The 17,226-nt window shown below is 63.0% G+C and carries 15 protein-coding genes; 7 read left to right on the top strand and 8 right to left on the bottom strand.

Annotation, left to right across the window (positions count from 1 at the left end):
- Position 1 precedes the first annotated feature (1 nt).
- The 3 genes from MRBLPB4O_RS14810 to MRBLPB4O_RS14800 all read right to left on the bottom strand — a co-directional run bounded on the left by MRBLPB4O_RS14810 (position 2) and on the right by MRBLPB4O_RS14800 (position 3,593).
- A complete protein-coding gene (locus MRBLPB4O_RS14810) occupies positions 2-1,243 on the bottom strand; it encodes an efflux RND transporter periplasmic adaptor subunit (protein ID WP_016499907.1) in 1,242 nt (413 codons plus the stop codon).
- Positions 1,244-1,401: 158 nt separating this feature from the next.
- Positions 1,402-2,988, bottom strand: a complete 1,587-nt coding sequence (locus MRBLPB4O_RS14805) for a rhodanese-related sulfurtransferase (RefSeq protein WP_341795686.1) — start codon at positions 2,986-2,988, stop codon at positions 1,402-1,404.
- Positions 2,985-3,593, bottom strand: a complete 609-nt coding sequence (locus MRBLPB4O_RS14800; protein WP_341795685.1) for a cysteine dioxygenase — start codon at positions 3,591-3,593, stop codon at positions 2,985-2,987. Before MRBLPB4O_RS14800 ends, MRBLPB4O_RS14805 begins: the two co-directional genes overlap by 4 nt.
- Positions 3,594-3,894: 301 nt before the next feature.
- Here MRBLPB4O_RS14800 and MRBLPB4O_RS14795 point away from each other — a divergent pair, with 301 nt between their 5' ends.
- Together MRBLPB4O_RS14795 and MRBLPB4O_RS14790 are read left to right on the top strand one after the other, a co-directional pair.
- Positions 3,895-4,830 (top strand): ABC transporter substrate-binding protein, encoded by a 936-nt coding sequence (locus MRBLPB4O_RS14795; protein WP_341795684.1) that lies wholly within the window; start codon positions 3,895-3,897, stop codon positions 4,828-4,830.
- 137 nt (positions 4,831-4,967) lie between these two features.
- A complete protein-coding gene (locus MRBLPB4O_RS14790) occupies positions 4,968-6,275 on the top strand; it encodes an LLM class flavin-dependent oxidoreductase (protein ID WP_341795683.1) in 1,308 nt (435 codons plus the stop codon).
- Here the strand turns inward: MRBLPB4O_RS14790 and MRBLPB4O_RS14785 are convergent.
- Both MRBLPB4O_RS14785 and gspG read right to left on the bottom strand, forming a co-directional pair.
- Entirely contained in the window at positions 6,269-7,459 is a 1,191-nt protein-coding gene (locus MRBLPB4O_RS14785) for a type II secretion system F family protein (RefSeq protein ID WP_016499899.1), read from the bottom strand. The genes MRBLPB4O_RS14790 and MRBLPB4O_RS14785 overlap by 7 nt on opposite strands.
- An 11-nt stretch (positions 7,460-7,470) precedes the next feature.
- Entirely contained in the window at positions 7,471-7,896 is a 426-nt protein-coding gene (gspG, locus tag MRBLPB4O_RS14780; RefSeq protein ID WP_341795682.1) for a type II secretion system major pseudopilin GspG, read from the bottom strand.
- A 185-nt stretch (positions 7,897-8,081) separates the two neighbouring features.
- Between gspG and MRBLPB4O_RS14775 the strand changes: the two genes are divergently transcribed.
- The 4 genes from MRBLPB4O_RS14775 (at position 8,082) to MRBLPB4O_RS14760 (ending at position 13,443) form a co-directional block, all read left to right on the top strand.
- On the top strand, positions 8,082-8,675 hold the full coding sequence (locus MRBLPB4O_RS14775; protein ID WP_341795681.1) for a lytic transglycosylase domain-containing protein: 594 nt from the start codon (positions 8,082-8,084) through the stop codon (positions 8,673-8,675).
- Between the two features lie 119 nt (positions 8,676-8,794).
- On the top strand, positions 8,795-10,255 hold the full coding sequence (locus tag MRBLPB4O_RS14770) for a HAMP domain-containing sensor histidine kinase (protein WP_341795680.1): 1,461 nt from the start codon (positions 8,795-8,797) through the stop codon (positions 10,253-10,255).
- A 298-nt stretch (positions 10,256-10,553) separates the two neighbouring features.
- Positions 10,554-12,047, top strand: coding sequence for a HAMP domain-containing sensor histidine kinase (locus MRBLPB4O_RS14765; RefSeq protein ID WP_341795679.1), 1,494 nt, complete (start codon positions 10,554-10,556; stop codon positions 12,045-12,047).
- Positions 12,016-13,443 carry a sigma-54 dependent transcriptional regulator gene (locus MRBLPB4O_RS14760; RefSeq protein ID WP_341795678.1) on the top strand — a complete coding sequence of 476 codons (1,428 nt, stop codon included), beginning with the start codon at positions 12,016-12,018 and terminating at the stop codon, positions 13,441-13,443. The genes MRBLPB4O_RS14765 and MRBLPB4O_RS14760 overlap by 32 nt, the downstream gene beginning before the upstream one ends.
- A gap of 94 nt (positions 13,444-13,537) precedes the next feature.
- Here the strand turns inward: MRBLPB4O_RS14760 and MRBLPB4O_RS14755 are convergent, their stop codons facing one another.
- The 3 genes from MRBLPB4O_RS14755 to MRBLPB4O_RS14745 all read right to left on the bottom strand — a co-directional run bounded on the left by MRBLPB4O_RS14755 (position 13,538) and on the right by MRBLPB4O_RS14745 (position 15,928).
- Positions 13,538-13,840 (bottom strand): hypothetical protein, encoded by a 303-nt coding sequence (locus tag MRBLPB4O_RS14755; RefSeq protein ID WP_341795677.1) that lies wholly within the window; start codon positions 13,838-13,840, stop codon positions 13,538-13,540.
- An 84-nt stretch (positions 13,841-13,924) separates the two neighbouring features.
- Positions 13,925-15,277 carry a GntP family permease gene (locus MRBLPB4O_RS14750; RefSeq protein WP_016499892.1) on the bottom strand — a complete coding sequence of 451 codons (1,353 nt, stop codon included), beginning with the start codon at positions 15,275-15,277 and terminating at the stop codon, positions 13,925-13,927.
- A gap of 111 nt (positions 15,278-15,388) precedes the next feature.
- Positions 15,389-15,928: a gluconokinase gene (locus MRBLPB4O_RS14745; RefSeq protein WP_016499891.1), complete on the bottom strand. Its 540-nt coding sequence runs from the start codon at positions 15,926-15,928 to the stop codon at positions 15,389-15,391.
- A 207-nt stretch (positions 15,929-16,135) separates the two neighbouring features.
- On the opposite strand from MRBLPB4O_RS14745, the gene MRBLPB4O_RS14740 reads away from it, so the two are divergent.
- Positions 16,136-17,155, top strand: coding sequence for a LacI family DNA-binding transcriptional regulator (locus MRBLPB4O_RS14740; protein ID WP_049274495.1), 1,020 nt, complete (start codon positions 16,136-16,138; stop codon positions 17,153-17,155).
- Positions 17,156-17,226: the final 71 nt, after the last annotated feature.

The raw sequence follows: 17,226 nt of genomic DNA, 5'->3' as shown, positions 1-17,226 counted from the left end.
CTTAACCGCGTGGCGCCTGGGCGCTGGCGACTTTCACGTTGTTGCCCGCCACCTTCGGCGCCGGGTTGCTGGCCTCCAGTGCCTGGCGCTGCTGGGCCAGGGCGGCGAGCGTCTGTTCGCTGGCCATCGGCGTTTCTTCCGGGGTGACCGGCGAGCCTGGGCGCACGCGCTGCAGGCCCTTGACCACGATGCGGTCATCCTTGGCCAGGCCGCTACGCACGATGCGCAGGCCTTCCAGCTTCGGCCCCAGTTCCACGGCGCGGTAAGTGGCCTTGTTGTCCTTGTCCATGACCAGCACGAACTTCTTGCCAAGGTCGGTGCCGACGGCCTCGTCGTTGATCAGCATGGCGTCGTACTGGGCGCTGCCGACCAGCTTCAGGCGTGCGTACAGGCCCGGGGTGAACTGGCCGTCGCGGTTGTCGAACACCGCACGACCACGGATGGTGCCGGTGCGCGGGTTGACCTGGTTGTCGACGAAGTTCATCTGGCCCTGGTGCGGGTTGCCGGTTTCATTGGTGAGGCCCAGGTACACCGGGGTGCTCTGGCCACGCTGGCCTTCGCGCGCCAGCTGGGTGTACTTGAGGTACACGCGCTCGTCGGCGTCGAAGTAGGCGTAGACCTTGTCGGTGGACACCACGCTGGTCAGCGGGGTGACATCGGCCGTGACGATGTTGCCGGCAGTGAACTGGGCACGGCTGACGCGGCCACTGATGGGCGCGGTGACGCGGGTGAAGCTGAGGTTCAGGCGCGCCAGGTCGAGCTGTGCCTGGATCGCGTCGACCCCGGCGCGGGCTTCGGCGGCAGCGCTGCTACGCGATTCTGCAAGTTCGGCGGAGATGGCGTTGCTGTCGCGCAGGCGTTCGCCACGGCGCGCTTCGTTGGCGCTGCGAATGGCGGTGGCCTTGGCCTGTTGCAGTTGGGCTTCAAGGCGGCGGACTTCAGCCTGGAACGGGCGTGGGTCGATCTGGAACAGCAGGTCGCCTTTTTTCACCTGGGCGCCTTCGGTGAAGGCGACCTGGTCGATCTGGCCGGCTACCCGCGGGCGAACTTCAACGGTTTCCGGGGCTTCAAGGCGGCCGGTGAATTCGTCCCATTCGTTGATCGGTTGCTCGATCACCTTGGCCACAGTGACCTTCGGCGCGGCGGGAGCCTGCACGGCGTCTGGGGTTCGACCGCAAGCGCTGATCACCACCACTGCCAAGGCAGCGAGGGGGAAGCGCAAGGGTTTGAGAGATTGTTCCATGGAGAACTCCGCCAATGTATTAGTAGTGGGCGGAGTGTGAGTGTGTTGCGCGTGAGGCACGAATCGAACGGGACGAAGGTTAATATCACGCTGAATGATATGTGTGGATCACTCATCGATGGCGGGCATGATGGGGCTGCCTGGCAGCCCCGGCAACCTCAGCTCAACACGTTGAACCCATGGGTCCCATCCCGCTCCAGCTGGGCAATCAGCCCGAACTCCCAGTCCAGATACCCCTGCATGGCTTCACGTGGGTTATCCGTCCCTTCATAAGGCCGGAGGTAACGGTCGGTGCGCGCCACCGCCAGCTGCGTTTCGCCACTTTCCAGCGGCTTGCCCGCCGCAATCCAGCGGGCTGTACCGCCGTCCAGCACGTACACCGGGGTTTGCGTAAGCGCCTGCAAGTCTACCGCCGCAAAGCGCGCCAGCAGGCTGCTGCCGCAGGTCAGTACATAGCGCTCGGCTACCGGCAGTTGTTCCAGTACCTGCGGCAACTGCGCGCGGATTGCCCAGTGGGCACCTGGAATGTGGCGTTTCACGTAGTTGGCACTGCTGGTGAAGTCCAGCAGCACGGTGCCTGGCGTTTGCAGCCAGTCGTCCAGCTGCTCGACGCCGATCTCGGTGACTGCAGGCAGTGCAGGCTGGGGGGCCTGCCAATCGCCGGTCTCGCTGAAATCTTGCGCCGACAGCCCATCGAGTACGGCTACCTCCCAGCCCATTTGCGCCAGCCATGAAGCACTCATGTTGGCCCGCACGCCGTCGTCATCCACCAGCACGATGCGCGCCCCGCGCACGCTGGCGACGTGGTCGGTTTCCTGCACCAGTTGCCCGCCCGGGACACTGCGGCTGCCCGGCAGGTGGCCGTGGGCATATTCCTCGGGCGTACGTACGTCGAACAGGTAGGTGGTGCGGCGCGTATCGGCCCGCCAGGCGGCCAGGGCTTGCTGCTCCAGGCGCAGCACACCGGCACGGTCGGCTACATTGCGCGCGCGTTGGGCGGCGTCGGCGCGGGTGTTGTCGCTGACATCGGCGAAGCGGCGCTCTTGGCCGTGCGCCAGCGTTTGCCCGGCCAGGGTCCAGCCGATGGTGCCGTTGCGCAGGGCGGCCACGGGGTTGGGGATGCCGGCGTTGACCAGCGACTGGGTGCCGATGATGCTGCGGGTGCGCCCTGCGCAGTTGACAATGACCTGGGTGGCGGGGCTGGGCGCCAGCTCGGCAACCCGCAGTACCAGCTCGGCACCCGGCACACTGATACCCCCCGGGATACTCATGGTCTGGTATTCGTCGAAACGGCGAGCATCGAGTACCACCACATCGGCCTTGGCCTCCAGTAGCGCCTGCACCTGTTCAGCCGCCAACGAAGGGGTGTGGCGCACGCTTTCAACCAGCTCGCCAAACGCCTTGCTCGGCACGTTTACGTCGCGGAACAGCTCGCCACCGGCAGCGCGCCAGCCGGCCAGCCCGCCTTCGAGCAATGCGACATCGCTGTACCCCAAGGCCAGCAGGCGTTCGGCGGCCTGACGGGCCAGGCCTTCGCCGTCGTCATACACCGTAATGGCGGTGTCGCGCCGTGGCACGCGGGCGAAAATCTCCAGTTCCAGTTTGGACAAGGGGATGTTGGCAGTGAACAGGGGGTGTGCCTGGGCGAACGGGTCTTCCTCGCGCACATCGATCAGCGCCAGTTCTTCATGGGCCAGCAAGGCCCGGCGAATGTCTTGATAGGACCGGGTAGCAACGGTACTCATGGGGCAGGGTTCTCTTTGGACAAGTCCCAGATGTTGGGCAGAAGGCTGTTGGAATAGCCGGAAATGAACGGTTTTTCGCTGCCGTCGGGTAGGTACACCGCGCGGCTGACGGCGCCGATGTTGGCGCCATACACGTGGATGCTGATCGACACCCGGTCGTCGAACGCGTTGCTGACCTGATGGACATCGCCGATGCGCGGCGAAACGGCCTCTACATGGCCGGGGTCAAGGCGCACAGGCTCGCCCGCTGGCAGCAAGGCGCCATCTTCGCTACGGGCAAAGCCTTGCGAGTATTCGGCGCCGCGTAGCATGCCGATCAAGCCCCAGACCCGATGGTCGTGGATCGGTGTCTGCTGGCCTGGCCCCCAGACGAAGCTGACGATGGAAAAGCGCTGGCGCGAATCGCAATGCAGCAAATATTGCTGATAGCGGCCCGGGTCTGGCTGCGCCAGTGCCTCGGGCAACCAGTCGTCATGGGCGACCAGGCTGCGCAGCAGGCCCTGGCCGTGGTCGAGGAGGGTGGCTTCGTCGGTTTCTTGGTCCACCAGTTGCGCAAGCGCGTCGATGAAATTGCGCAGGCGCTCAAGGCGCAGGGGTTGGCTCATGGTTCAGGCTCGGCTGACGGTTTGGGTAAACCCTAGCAAACACACTGAATATTCTCAAAAGTAAAAATATGAATAAGCTAATATGCAAATAACGCATTTACAGATTGACGGATCTGTTTTGAAATGGGGACGTGAGCAAAGCATTAGGTTATGCCCAAAACGAATTTCACGGCGCTGCGCTTAATCGATAACGTATAAGCAATGCGCTGGTTATATTTAAATTGAATATACGAGCCCCATGCCCCCACGAGACCGCACGCGCGGATCGGCCTGATGTACCCGACGGTACCTGGAGACGAACGTGCGATACCTCAAACAATTGGCCGCTGGTGTGCTGGCCAGCTCCCTCAGCCTGGCCGCTGCCGCGCAGACCCTGGTGGTCGGTGACCAGAGCTTCAATGCTCGAGCGGTGATGGAAGCGGCCGGCGTGCTCGACGACCTGCCGTATACCCTGGAATGGAAGCAGTTCACGGCCGGCTCGCCGGTAGCCGAGGCGTTGAACGTGGGCAGCCTGGACATCGGCCTGCTGGGCGATGCGCCGCCGTTGTTCCTAGGCGCCCTGGGCGCCCCGATCAAGGTGATTGCGGTCAGCCGGCAGAACCTCGATGGCGTGGCGATCCTGGCGCGCAAGGACTCGAACATTCACAGCCTCGAAGACCTGCGCGGCAAACGTGCGGCGATCTGGAAGGGCTCCTGGAGCCAGCAGTTGCTGTTCAGCGCGCTGGACAAGGCCGCCGTGCCGCGTGATGCCCTGGAGCTGCGCTACCTCAGCGCCCTGGATGCCTCGCATGCCCTGGATGGCGGTTCGGTGGATGTGATCGCGACCTGGGAGCCCTATGTCACCCAGCAGGAGCGCCAAGGGGCGCGGGTACTGGCCACGGCCGAAGGATTGATACCGGCGCAGAGTTTCGTGGTGGCCAATGCCAAGGCGGTGGAGGCCAAGCGGGCGCAGATCAGTGATTTTCTGCAGCGCCTGAAAAAGGCCCGTGACTGGACTCTGAGCGACCCGGCCCATACCGAGGCTTATGCCGATGCCTGGGCCAAACGCACCCGTGCCGACCGCGACATTGCCCGCATCTGGTTTGCCCGCGCCCGTACCGATGTCGCGCCGCTGAACCCGCAGGTGATCGTGGATGCGCAGAAGACCGTGGACTTCTTTGCCGGGCTGGGGCTGATCAAGAACTACCCGGCGTCGAGCCTGTTCGATACCTCGTTCGCGGCAGCGCTCGACCACTAAGCACTTCTGTAATGGCCCTATCGCCGGCAAGCCAGCTCCCACAGGTACACCGTTGGGCTTCGGCCTTAGGGGCTCCGGTGGGAGCTGGCTTGCCGGCGATAGGGCCGTTACAGGCAGAACCTTTTTGAGGAATGACCATGACTACTCGCAAAATCAAGCTTGGCGCCCTGACCATGGGCTGCGGCGGCCCTGGCCGGCATAACCTGTGGCTCGACCCGGAGCTGCCCGCCGATGCCAGCGTGAACATCGACTGGTACATCGACATCGCCCGCCAGGCCGAAGCCGCGTTGTTCGACCTCATGTTCATCGTCGACAGCCAGTACATCACCCCCGGCTCACCGTCGCACTATCTCAACCGTCTGGAGCCGCTGACCCTGCTCTCGGCACTGGCAGTGACTACCCGCAACATCGGTCTGGTCGGTACCCTGACCACCTCCTACAACGAACCCTTCAACGTCGCCCGCCGCCTGGCCTCGCTGGACCTGATCAGCAAGGGCCGCGCTGGCTGGAACGTGGTCACCAGCGGCGACGCTGGCACTGCCGGCAACTATGGCCGTGACGAGCACTACGACTACGACACCCGTTACGCCCGCGCCCAGGAGCACGTGGCGGTGGTGCAGGGCCTCTGGCAATCCTATGAAGACGGCGCGTTCCCACGCAACCGCGCCACCGGGCAGTTCCTCGATCCGAGCCGGATGCATGCGCTGCACCACAAGGGCGAGCACTTCTCGGTCGTAGGACCATTGAATATCCAGCGTTCCCCCCAGGGCCAGCCGGTGATTTTCCAGGCCGGGGACTCGCAGCAAGGGCGCGAGCTTGGGGCAGCCACGGCAGATGTCATCTTTACCCATGCCGCCAGCATCGAGCAGGGCCAGGCGTTCTACCGCGATGTGAAAGGCCGCGCGGTGCGGCTGAGGCGCGACCCCGAGCAGCTGCTGGTGTTGCCTGGTGCCGAGATCTATGTGGGCGACACCGACGAACACGCCCGCGAGATCGAACGCCATTACCACCAGCAGGACCATAGTTTCGAGCTGGCCCTCAAGGAGTTCGGACGCAATTTCGGCTGGCATGACTTCAGCCAGTATGACCTTGATGCTCCGTTCCCCCAGGAAAGCCTGGAGCACGCACGCAGCAGTTTCTTCACCAACGCCAAGCGCATCGCCGACCAGGCCCGGGAGCAGGGGTTCAGCCTGCGCCAGGCGGTGGAATTCGGGCGCAAGCTGCGCCCAGGGGCCTTCGTTGGCTCGGCTGAAACGGTAGCGGCAAAAATGACCGAGTGGTTCGAGGCGCGGGCGCTGGATGGCTTCAACATCTACATCGGCCACCCCGGGCAGTTCCGCCGGTTTACCCAGCAGGTGGTGCCGTTGCTGCAAGAGCGCGGGGTGTACCGTACGGCCTACGAAGGCAGCACTCTGCGCGAGAGCCTGGGCCTGGCTATTCAGTGAATGCTTGAGGCCAGTTCGAAGATCGGCATGTACATCAGGATCACGATCAGGCCGATCAGCAGGCCAATGAACGTCATCAGCAGCGGTTCGAAGAGTTTCACGAACCATTCCACCCAGCGGCCGATTTCCTGGTCATGGAAGTCGGCGCAGCGTTCCAGCATCTCGCCCAGGTTGCCGGATTGCTCTCCGGCCCGCAGCAGGCGCAGCGACACGGGTGTAACCAGGTGCCCGGCCTCCAGCGCATCGGACAATGGCAGCCCTTCGCCCACCCGTTGGCTGGCCTGGCCCAAGCCCTGGGCTGCTGCGCTGCCGAGCAGGCCGCGGGCCATGCCCATGGCGGTGAGGATGGGAATACCGCCTTGCAGCAGGATGCCCAACGAGCGATAGAAGCGCGCCAGCTCGTACATCATCAAGCGTTGATGCAGCGCCGGCAGGCGGCGCAACTGGCAGGATGCCCAGCGCCGTACCCGTGGGTGGCGGCGTAGCAGCCACAACGCCGTGCCCCCAACGACCGTGCCCAGCGCCAGCGGCAGTTGCTGGGCATGCAAAAATAGCCCGATCTGCATCAACACCCGTGACAGCCAGGGCAATTCGGTACCCATGCCCTCGAACACCTGGCTGAAACGCGGTACCACATAGCCGAGCAGGAACAGCACCACGCCGCCACCCACCAGCAACAGCAGCAACGGGTAGACCGAGGCCCCCACCAGCTTCTGCCGTACCAGGTCCAGGCGCTGGCGATAACTGATGTAGCGCGTGAGGGCGTCGCCCAGCGCACCGGTGCGTTCGCTGGACTGCACCAGCGCCACGTACAGCGGCGGAAATATCCGCGGTTGCTGGCCCAGGGCCTGGGACAGCGAACGGCCTTCGTACAGCTGGCGTACCAACTCGGCCAGCACCTTGCGTGTGGCGGATGCAGGGGCCTTTTCTGCCAGGCTCTCCAGTGCGTCGATCAGCGGCAGGCCGGCATTGAGCAGGGTCGACAGTTCCTGGCTGAACAGCACCAGGTCGAATGCCGCTTCGCGTCGCCAGGCCATACCGCGCAAGGCGCCGCCGTTGCTGCGCAGGCTGAGCACGCGCAAGCCTTGGTCCTCGGCCTGGCGGCGGGCCTGGTCGGCGTCCTCGGCGTCGATCTGCAACTGCACCACGCCCTGTCTGCCCAGGGCCTTGAGGCTGTAGCGCATGGCCACTCTCCTTACTGCCAGCTGGTAATTTCGGCGTTTTCCCCATCACCGCCGGGCTGGCCGTCCTTGCCCATCGACAGCAGGTCGTATTCACCACCGTTTTCGCCAGGTTGCCGGTAGATGTAAGCGCGGCCCCATGGGTCCTGCGGCACGGCCTTCTGCAGATACGGGCCGGTCCAGCGTGCTTCGCCACTGGGGGCGGTTACCAGGGCCTGCAGGCCTTGCTCGCTGTTGGGGTAGTGGCCGACCTCCAGGCGATACAAATCCAGCGCCTTGCTCAGCCCTTCTATCTGCGCCCGCGCCACCTTGGCTTCGGAGCGACCGAGCTGGCTGAAGTACTTGGGCGCGACGATGCCGGCCAACAGGCCGAGCACCACCAGCACTACCAGGAGTTCGAGCAGGGTGAAGCCACGTTGCGGTTTGGTTCTGCACTGCATGGTGAAGCCCTCCACTGCATGGGGACACGGGTTGCCAGGCACCATGCAACAGCCGTGCACGTCTGCCTCGGGGCCTTGCGCCATGCGGTACAGGAAGCGGCACAGTGCTTGCGTCGTGGTCATCGACCTCGGGTTTTCCGGGGCATTTCCCCCACTTCGGGGGCCACGACGAAGAGGCAACCGTCATGCGTGGACTCATCCTCGGTTTGATCTGGCTGGCGGCAGGTGCCGCCCAGGCCGATGTGTACATCTCCATCGATGCCAAGGGCGGCTACGTACTGACCAACGTCCATCGACCCGGGCGCCACTATGAAAAGGTGATCAGCGAACAGGTGGCCCAGGCTGGCCCGGCTAATGCGCAGATGATCACCGGCCGCCCTTATGCCGAGGTGGTCGCCACGGCAGCGCGCATCCACAACGTGCCACCGGCCCTGCTGCATGCGCTGATCAAGGCCGAGTCCGGCTACAACCCGAAGGCCCGTTCGCGGGCGGGGGCAGTAGGGTTGATGCAACTGATGCCGGATACCGCCCGCGAAATGGGCGTGGAAGACCGCCTGGACCCTGAGGACAACGTGAAGGGCGGGGCACGATACCTCAAGCAGATGCTTACCCTCTTCGACAACGACATCACGCTGGCCGTGGCAGCTTATAACGCTGGGCCGGACGCCGTGATGCGGCGCGGCGCCGTGCCGCCGTTTGCCGAGACCCGGCGCTATGTGCCCACGGTGCTGCGCGAATACCGCAAGCTGCAGGGGTTGGCGAATGATTCGCCACTGTAATTTGCCTGTCAGAGGTTACGCGGTCCCTGTACCCTTCGGCGGTTGCCATCAATTTAGCACTACGGTTTCCCCAGGTCTGGGCTATAACCTTCTGAAGGTGCCCAGCTGTGGAGCCCGCCATGGACATCGCCCCCCGTTCCGACGCCATCGAAGTGCCTGCCGGTAACGAGCTGACAGCCCCACGCAAGCCGTTCAACCTGTTGCGCTGGTATGCCTGGGTCAGCCTGGCCATCATCCTTTCGGTGGCTGTCGGCCTGGGGCTGATTTCCAGCCGATTCATCATCGATGAGAGCGTTGAGCGCGATGCTTTGCTCACGGCACAATTCATCACCTCCATCGCCGACGCCGAAGTGCGCCATGTGTCGATCCCCAACGTGCGTACAATGGGCGAGCTGCTGGACCCGCGCACCGACCGCAGCAACCTGCCGGACGTCGACCCGGATGCCCGGCGCAAGGCCCGCGGCGAGTTTCTTGACCATATCGCCCACCTGCCAGACATGCTGCTGGCCAATATCTATGCCCCCGACCGTATGGTGATCTGGTCCACCAACCCGGCGCTGATTGGCAAGCTGATTGACAGCGACGACGACCTGGAGCGGGCTTTCGAGTACAAGATGCGAGTCTCGGCCAGCTACCACAACTTCGAAAAGGCCCGCGCCGAGCAGAAGTTTGTCACCCCGCCCGAGCAGCTGTTCATCGAAAACTACATTCCGCTGTTCGCTGCGGATGGCGAGCACGTCACGGCGATGGTCGAGATCTATAAAGAGCCCCATGACCTGATCGTGCGCATCGAGCATGGCCTGATACTGATCTGGCTGGCGATCACCGTGGGCGCCGCACTGGTCTACGTTGGCCTGTACGGCATCATGCACCGCGCTGCGCGGTTGCTGGCAGTGCAGCAGAAGCGGCTGATCAACAACGAAACCTATGTGGCACTGGGCGAGGTGTCCTCGGCGGTGGCCCACAGCCTGCGCAACCCGCTGGCCAGTATCCGCTCCAGTGCCGAGCTGGCCCAGGCGTTCGACGAAGGGCCGGCACAGCGCAATATCAACGACATCATCAGCCAGGTTGACCGCATGTCGCAGTGGATCCGCCAGATGCTGCAGTCGCTGCGCCCACTGAACGATGAGGCGGTGGCGGTGGACTTGCCGCTGGCCTTGCAGGAGAGCCTGCAGAGCTACGCCGTGCAGTTGGCGCGTGGCGGGGTGAGCCTGGACCTGCAACCGTTACCGGCGGTACAGGTATTGGGGCATCCGGCGTTACTGCGGCAGATTTTCAGCAGCCTGATCGCCAATGCGCTGGAATCGATGGAGCAGGGCGGACGGCTGCGTATCGAGGTGGTGCGCCATGACCGGCGCAGCCTGACCCTGCGCCTGTCCGACAACGGCAAGGGTATGAACGAACAGCAGCAGCGCATGGCCTTCCGGCCGTTCTTTACCACCAAACAGGGTGGGTTGGGGGTGGGGCTGGTGCTGGTGAAACGCATCATGGAACGCTTCGGCGGCACGGTCAGGCTCAGCAGCAGTGAAGGCCATGGTACGCGAGTGTCGTTGAATTTCCGCTTGGCGAGAACTTGTTAAATGGCTTTGAAAATCCAACGTAGCCTATTGATTTAAATCGATTAATTGTTTTTGGGTTATTAGTACCCAAATGTGGGGCCTGATCTTTAGATAGTTTTTAAAAGGGACTACTAAGGTACTGAAAGATATGCATTTTTACTTTGTACTGTGCGCTGGCCAAGTTCTTGCAGCGTGATAGGCGAAGCGCGACACGTGACACATGGCAGCTTATGGCTGCCCAGGCGGGGTGCTATCAGCTGGCTGCTGTTGGTTGGCCTTGATGCATTTCTGAACGGACGCCTTGTGCGGGAACCACCCGATGCAGATGCTGGAAAACGACGTTCGCGACAAGGCCAGTGCGACTGCCAGCGGTCTGGCTGTGCCATTGCGTGAATTCAACCTGTTGCGCTGGTTTTCGGTCATCAGCCTGTTGATCATCACGGCGGTGGCGGGGGGGCTGGGTTATGTGTCCACGCGCTTTGTGGTCCGCGATAGCGTGCAGCGTGATGCGATGCTGACCGCGCAGTTCATTCAGGCCATGGCCCAGGCCGAGGTACGGCATTCGCAGTTGCCACCGGGCACCACCATGGGTGAACTGCTCGACCCGCGCCTGGACCAGCAGCACTTGCAGTTCACCCCGGCGCTGGCCGAATCGACCCGGGTCGAATTTCTCGACCATGTCGAGCACCTGCCTGATACCTTGCTGGCCAATGTCTACGCCCGCGACCGCACCATCGTGTGGTCCACCAACGTCGAGCTGATCGGCAAGCGGATAGAAGCCGATGGCGATCTGGATCGCGCCTTCCGCTCGCGCAAGGCGGTGTCGGCCAGCTACCACAAGGCCGAGGATGACCGCGAAGAGCAGAAGTTTCTGCGTCAACCGCGCTACCTGTTCATCGAGAACTACATTCCGCTGTTCGACAGCCAGGGCGAACAGGTAATGGCCATGGTGGAGATCTACAAGGAGCCGCAAGACCTGATACGGCGCATCCAGCGCGGCTACGTGCTGATCTGGGCTTCGACCCTGGTAGGCGGGGCGTTGATCTACTTCGGGCTGTTCTGGATCGTACGTCGGGCGGCGCAGATGCTGAACCTGCAACAGGACCGGCTGGTGGCCAGTGAAACCTACGTGGCACTGGGCGAGATGTCGTCTGCAGTGGCGCACAGCCTGCGCAACCCGCTGGCCAATATCCGTTCCAGCGCCGAACTGGCCCAGGAAATCGCCAACCCCGCAGCGCAGAAGAGCATTACCGACATCATCAGCCAGGTGGACCGCATGTCGCGCTGGGTACGCGACCTGCTGGTGTCCTTGCGCCCGCTCAGCGACGAGGCCGAGGCGGTGGACCTGGTGGCGGCCATCGAGGACACCCACCTGGCGTTCGTCCAGCAGATCGAGCGCAACGGGGTGCGCTTTCATTTCGAAGGGCCTGATGAGCAGTGGGTGGCCAGCCAGCCGCTGCAGCTCACGCAGATTCTCAACAGCTTGTTCTCCAATGCCCTGGAGGCCATGCCGGCAGGCGGCATGCTGACCGCCCAGGTCAATGTTAAGGACGGCCAGCGTGCCGAGTTTGTGCTCACCGACACCGGTAAAGGCATGAGCCAACAGCAGGAGCGGATGGTGTTCAAGCCGTTCTTCACGACCAAGCAGGGCGGCCTCGGTGTAGGCCTGGCCCTGGTCAAGCGCATCATGGAACGTTTTGGCGGCTCGGTCAGCCTGAGCAGCCGCGAAGAGGAAGGAACCCGCGTCAGCCTTACTTTCAATATCGCAGCGGGAGGGGACCATGGAGCACAGCATCCTGGTAGTCGAGGATGATGAAATCCTCGCTGACAACATTCGCACCTACCTCAGCCTCAAGGGCTTCGAGGTCACCGTGTGCCACAGCGCCGAGCTTGCGCTGGAGCAGGTCAAGCGGGCCCAGCCCGACGCGGTGCTGACCGACAACTCATTGCCAGGCATGAGCGGGCACGACCTGCTGCGCAGCCTGGTGGTGCAGGTGCCGGGCTTGAAAGTGATCATGATGACCGGCTACGGTAATGTCGAAGATGCCGTGCAGGCGATGAAGGAGGGCGCCTTCCATTATCTGACCAAGCCGGTAGTGCTTGCCGAGCTCAAATTGACCCTGGACAAGGCCCTGGCTGCCGAGCGCATGGAGCGCACGCTGTCGTTCTACCAGGAACGCGAGGCGCAGAAGTCCGGGTTGCAGGCGTTGATCGGCGAGTCGTCGGTGATGCTCACCCTCAAGCACACCCTGCGCCAGGTGCTGGATGCCGAGCGGCGTATGGCCAGCGACGATTTGCCACCGGTGCTGGTCGAAGGTGAGACCGGGACTGGTAAGGAGCTGGTGGCGCGTGCCCTGCATTTTGATGGATCTCGCGCCAAAGGCCCGTTCATCGAGTTCAACTGCGCCTCAATCCCTGCCAACCTGCTGGAAGCCGAACTGTTTGGCCACGAGAAGGGGGCATTCACCGATGCCAAGGAGCGACGGCTGGGCCTGGTAGAGGCCGCCGACGGCGGTACCTTGTTCCTCGACGAGATCGGCGAAATGGACCTTGTGCTGCAGGCCAAACTGCTCAAGCTGCTAGAGGATCGCAGTATCCGCCGGATTGGTGCGGTGAAGGAGCGCAAGGTAGACCTGCGAGTGATCAGTGCCACCAACTGCAACCTGGAGCAGATGGTGCAGCAGGGCAAGTTCCGCCGCGACCTGTTCTTCCGCCTGCGCATAATCGCCATAAAGGTGCCGCGCCTGTATGCCCGTGGCCAGGACATCCTGTTACTGGCAAGGCATTTCCTGGCCCACCATGGCCGGCGTTATGGCAAGCCAAACCTGCGGTTTTCCGCCGAGGCCGAGAGCCTGATGCTGGGCTATAGCTGGCCTGGAAACGTGCGCGAACTGCGCAACATGCTGGAGCAGACCGTGCTGCTGGCGCCGAACGAGGTGGTGCAAGCGCACCAGTTGAACCTGTGCATGACCTTGATTGACGAGCCATTGCTGCAGCAACCGGCCCCAGCGATGTTCGAAATGCCACGGCACGACCCGGAGCCAGGCACCAGCCTGCCGGACATGGAACGCGACCTGGTGTGCAAGACCCTGGACCGTACGGACTGGAATGTGACCAAATCGGCGCGGATGCTCGGGCTGTCGCGGGACATGTTGCGTTACAGGATCGAGAAGCTGGGGTTGACACGCCCAGACAAGCGCCAGTGGTAGTTCATCAATCTTTACTGCCCATGCCGGCCTTTTCGCGGGCATGGGCATAAACCAACCCCTGCGATTTTTTAAGGTGGACCACTGAGAAGCGTACTCAGGGGTTGCCTGTATTGGTACCGCTGTTTCCTTGATGTCCGCTACCCTCCGAACCACTGTCACCCAGCCCCGGCAGATCGCGGTTGTCATTCTGCTTGGCCGGAGGGCTTTCTGGGTCGTTACCTTGAATGCGCGGGTCAGTGTTCCGCGGCATGGGCTTTTCGATGGGGTTGAGGGTGCTGTCCACGCCCGGCCGTGGTGCCGGGTTATGTGGGTCGTCAGGGTAGGTGGGGCCAGTGCCGGCGGCCAGGGCCAGTGGCGAGGCGAGCAGGGCAATCAGCAGAATGCTTGAGCGGGGCATGGCAGGCTCCTTTGCTTCAGGTAGGTCTCATAATTCCCTTTGGCCCTACCCAAAGCATCAAGGTGCCATTACCCCGATAAACGGTTACACCACCTGCGCCAACAACATGATGAAGATGATGCCAACCACCGAGAGGATGGTTTCCATCATGCTCCAGGTCTTGAAGGTTTCCGCTACCGTCATGTTGAAATACTGCTTCACCAGCCAGAAGCCGGCATCGTTCACGTGCGACAGGATCAACGAGCCAGCACCGGTGGCGAGCACCAGCAACTCACGGTTCACACCCGGTACCAGTTCGATTACCGGTGCCACAATACCTGCACCGGTAATGGTAGCGACCGTGGCAGAGCCGGTCGCGATGCGGATTACCGCTGCCACCAGCCAGGCCAGCATGATCGGCGAAATCTCTGCCTGCACGGCCATCTGCCCGATCACGTTGCCCACGCCGGTGTCCACCAGCATCTGCTTGAAGCCACCGCCAGCACCCACGATCAGCACGATGGCGGCCGTGGGGGCCAGGCTCTGGTCAAGCATCTTCATGATCTGCTGACGGTTGAAGCCGCGGGCCGAACCAAAGGTGTAGAAGGCCAGCAGCAGGGCCGCGAGCAGAGCGGTAATGGGGTGGCCGATCAGGTCCATCCACTGGCGCACGATGTGCTCGGCCGGCAGTACCACGTCGGCGAAGGTTTTCAGCAACATCAACGCTACGGGTAGCAGCACGGTAATCAGGGTGATGCTGAAGCTTGGCAGGTTGCCCTGGTCGGACTCCTTGGCGATCTGGTCCATCAGCTCCTGGGACGGGTTGCCCGGGATGTAGCGGGAAATGAAGTTGCCGAACAGCGGCCCGGCGATGATCGCGGTGGGCAGTGCGACGATCAGGCCGTAGAAGATGGTCTTGCCGATATCAGCGTGGAAAATACCGATCGCCAGCAATGGGCCCGGGTGTGGCGGCACCAGGCCGTGCACCACCGACAGGCCGGCCAGCAGCGGAATGCCGATCTTGACCAGCGATACGCCGGAGCGCCGCGCCACGATGAACACCAGCGGAATCAGCAGCACGAAGCCGATTTCGAAGAACAGCGGAATGCCCACCAGGAAGGCGGCGAACATCATCGCCCAATGCACGTTCTTTTTGCCGAAGGCGCGGATGAGGGTTTGTGCAATCTGGTCGGCACCCCCAGAGTCGGCCATCAGCTTGCCCAGCATGGTGCCCAGGGCGAGCACGATGCCGACGAAGCCGAGCACACCGCCAAAACCATCCTGGAACGACTTCATTACCTTGGCCACCGGCATGCCGGAGGTAAGGCCAAGGAAGCCGGCCGCAAGGGTGAGGGCGACGAAGGGGTGCACTTTGAAGTGGGTGATCAGCAGGATCAGCCCAACGATGGTAACCAGCGCATCGAGCAGCAGGAAGGTGTCAGTAGCCAGTCCGAACATGGTTTGAAGGCCTCGATCTTATCGTTGTTTTTGGCGTAGCGTTTTGGAACTTTGCCCGCACTCACGGGTCAAGGTAGCGCTGTCTTTGGTGAGCCGGGAAAGCCGCCGGAGTCAGGCGGTTTGCGCCAGCCCCTGCTCACCACAGCGCTTTAGCCAGCGGTCCACCGCTTCGGCGAGTGCTTCTATGGGCTGGGTAGCGTCCAGCGCCAGCGTCAGTGGCTCGCCGCGTGGCGATTCCAGGGCAGCAAACTGGCTGTCGATCAGGCTAGCCGGCATGAAGTGCCCGGGCCGGGCCAGTACGCGTTTTTCCGCCTCGGCGGGCGACAGTTCGAGGAACACGAACACCAGCCCTGGCATGGCATCGCGCAGGGTGTCGCGGTAGCGTCGCTTGAGTGCCGAGCAGGTCAGGATCGGGCGCTCCCCAGCCTGGGTGGTGGCCTGCAACTCCTGGCCAAGGCGCACCAGCCAGCCGGCGCGGTCACTGTCGTCCAGCGGGATGCCATCGCTCATCTTGCGGATGTTTTCGGCAGGGTGGAAAGCGTCGCCTTCGATCAGGCGGCCGCCGCTTCTGGCAGCAATGGCAGCGCCGATGCAGCTTTTGCCGCAACCGGCCACGCCCATCACCACGATGGCGGACAGGGGAGAATTCATCAGTACCTCCTGCGGGGTGAGATAGCGCTGTCTCGTCGCCGACGAACAGCCACCTCCCCGGTGTTATTGGTCTTGTCCTTACGCAGTATGGACGCCTGGTAGCGAGCGCGTGCGGGCTGCTGCCAAAGATTACATTGCCTGCGTCCTGAGACAGCGCTACCTTAGTGGCCGTTCCCTATCCTTGCAAGTAGTAAAATTACAACATCCATGTCCCGCACCGGCTCCCGTACTACAGGTCGTCCCACCCTGGCCGAAGTTGCCAGGCTTTCCGGGGTTTCCCCGATTACCGCCTCGCGCGCCCTGCGCGGGGTCAGCACGGTTGCGCCTGAACTGGTCGAAAAGGTCGTCGCTGCAGCTGCGAGCCTGGGCTACGTGGCCAACCCGGCGGCCCGCGCCCTGGCCTCGGCCCGCAGCCAGTCGGTGGTGGTGTTGATCCCGTCGTTGTCCAACCAATTGTTCATCGACACGTTGGAAGCCATTCACGAGGTCATGCGCCCGCGTGGCCTCGAAGTGCTGATTGGCAACTATCACTACGACCTTGCCGAAGAAGAGAACCTGATCCGCAATTACTTGGCCTACCAGCCCTGCGGCATGCTGTTGACCGGTTTCGAGCGCAGCGACGCGGCGCGGCAGATGCTGGCCGCCAGCGGTGTGCCGTGTGTGCACATGATGGAGCTCAATGGCGAGCCAGGGGCATTGTCGGTAGGTTTTTCGCAGCAGCAGGCCGGGCGCGCTGCGGCCAGGCACTTGATCGAGCGTGGTCGCAAACGCCTGGCGTTCATTGCCGCGCAGCTCGATCCACGGGTAATGCAGCGGGCCGAAGGTTTCCGCCAGGCGTTGGCCGAGGCCGGTTTGCAGGCGGCCGAGCTGGAGGTACTGGCGCCGGAGCCTTCGTCGATTGCCTTGGGCAGTGTGCTGTTCAGCCAGTTGCTGCAACAGTCGCCGGATGTCGACGGTATCTTCTTCTGCAACGACGACCTGGCCCAAGGGGCGGTGCTGCAGGCACTGCGCCAAGGGGTGGAAGTGCCACGTCAGGTGGCCATGGTGGGGTTCAACGACTTGCCCGCTTCGGCACACATGGTGCCGCGCCTGACCTCGATTCGCACGCCCCGGGCAGCCGTTGGGCGTGGCGCGGCGCAGGCGCTGCTGGCGTTGCTCGATGGCAAGCGGGTGGCGGATACGCAACAGGATCTGGGCTTTGAGCTGATGGTGCGCGAGAGTTCGTAGCGAGCGCTCGTGGCTGTGCAGGCGCGTTCTGTCATATCAATGTAGTAATCCTAAAGTGATAGCACTGTGCT

Source organism: Pseudomonas sp. LPB4.O (assembly GCF_038383825.1).
GTDB lineage: Bacteria > Pseudomonadota > Gammaproteobacteria > Pseudomonadales > Pseudomonadaceae > Aquipseudomonas > Aquipseudomonas putida.
The sequence above is the reverse complement of the archived record's forward strand: the minus strand, read 5'-3'. Positions and strand labels throughout refer to the sequence as shown.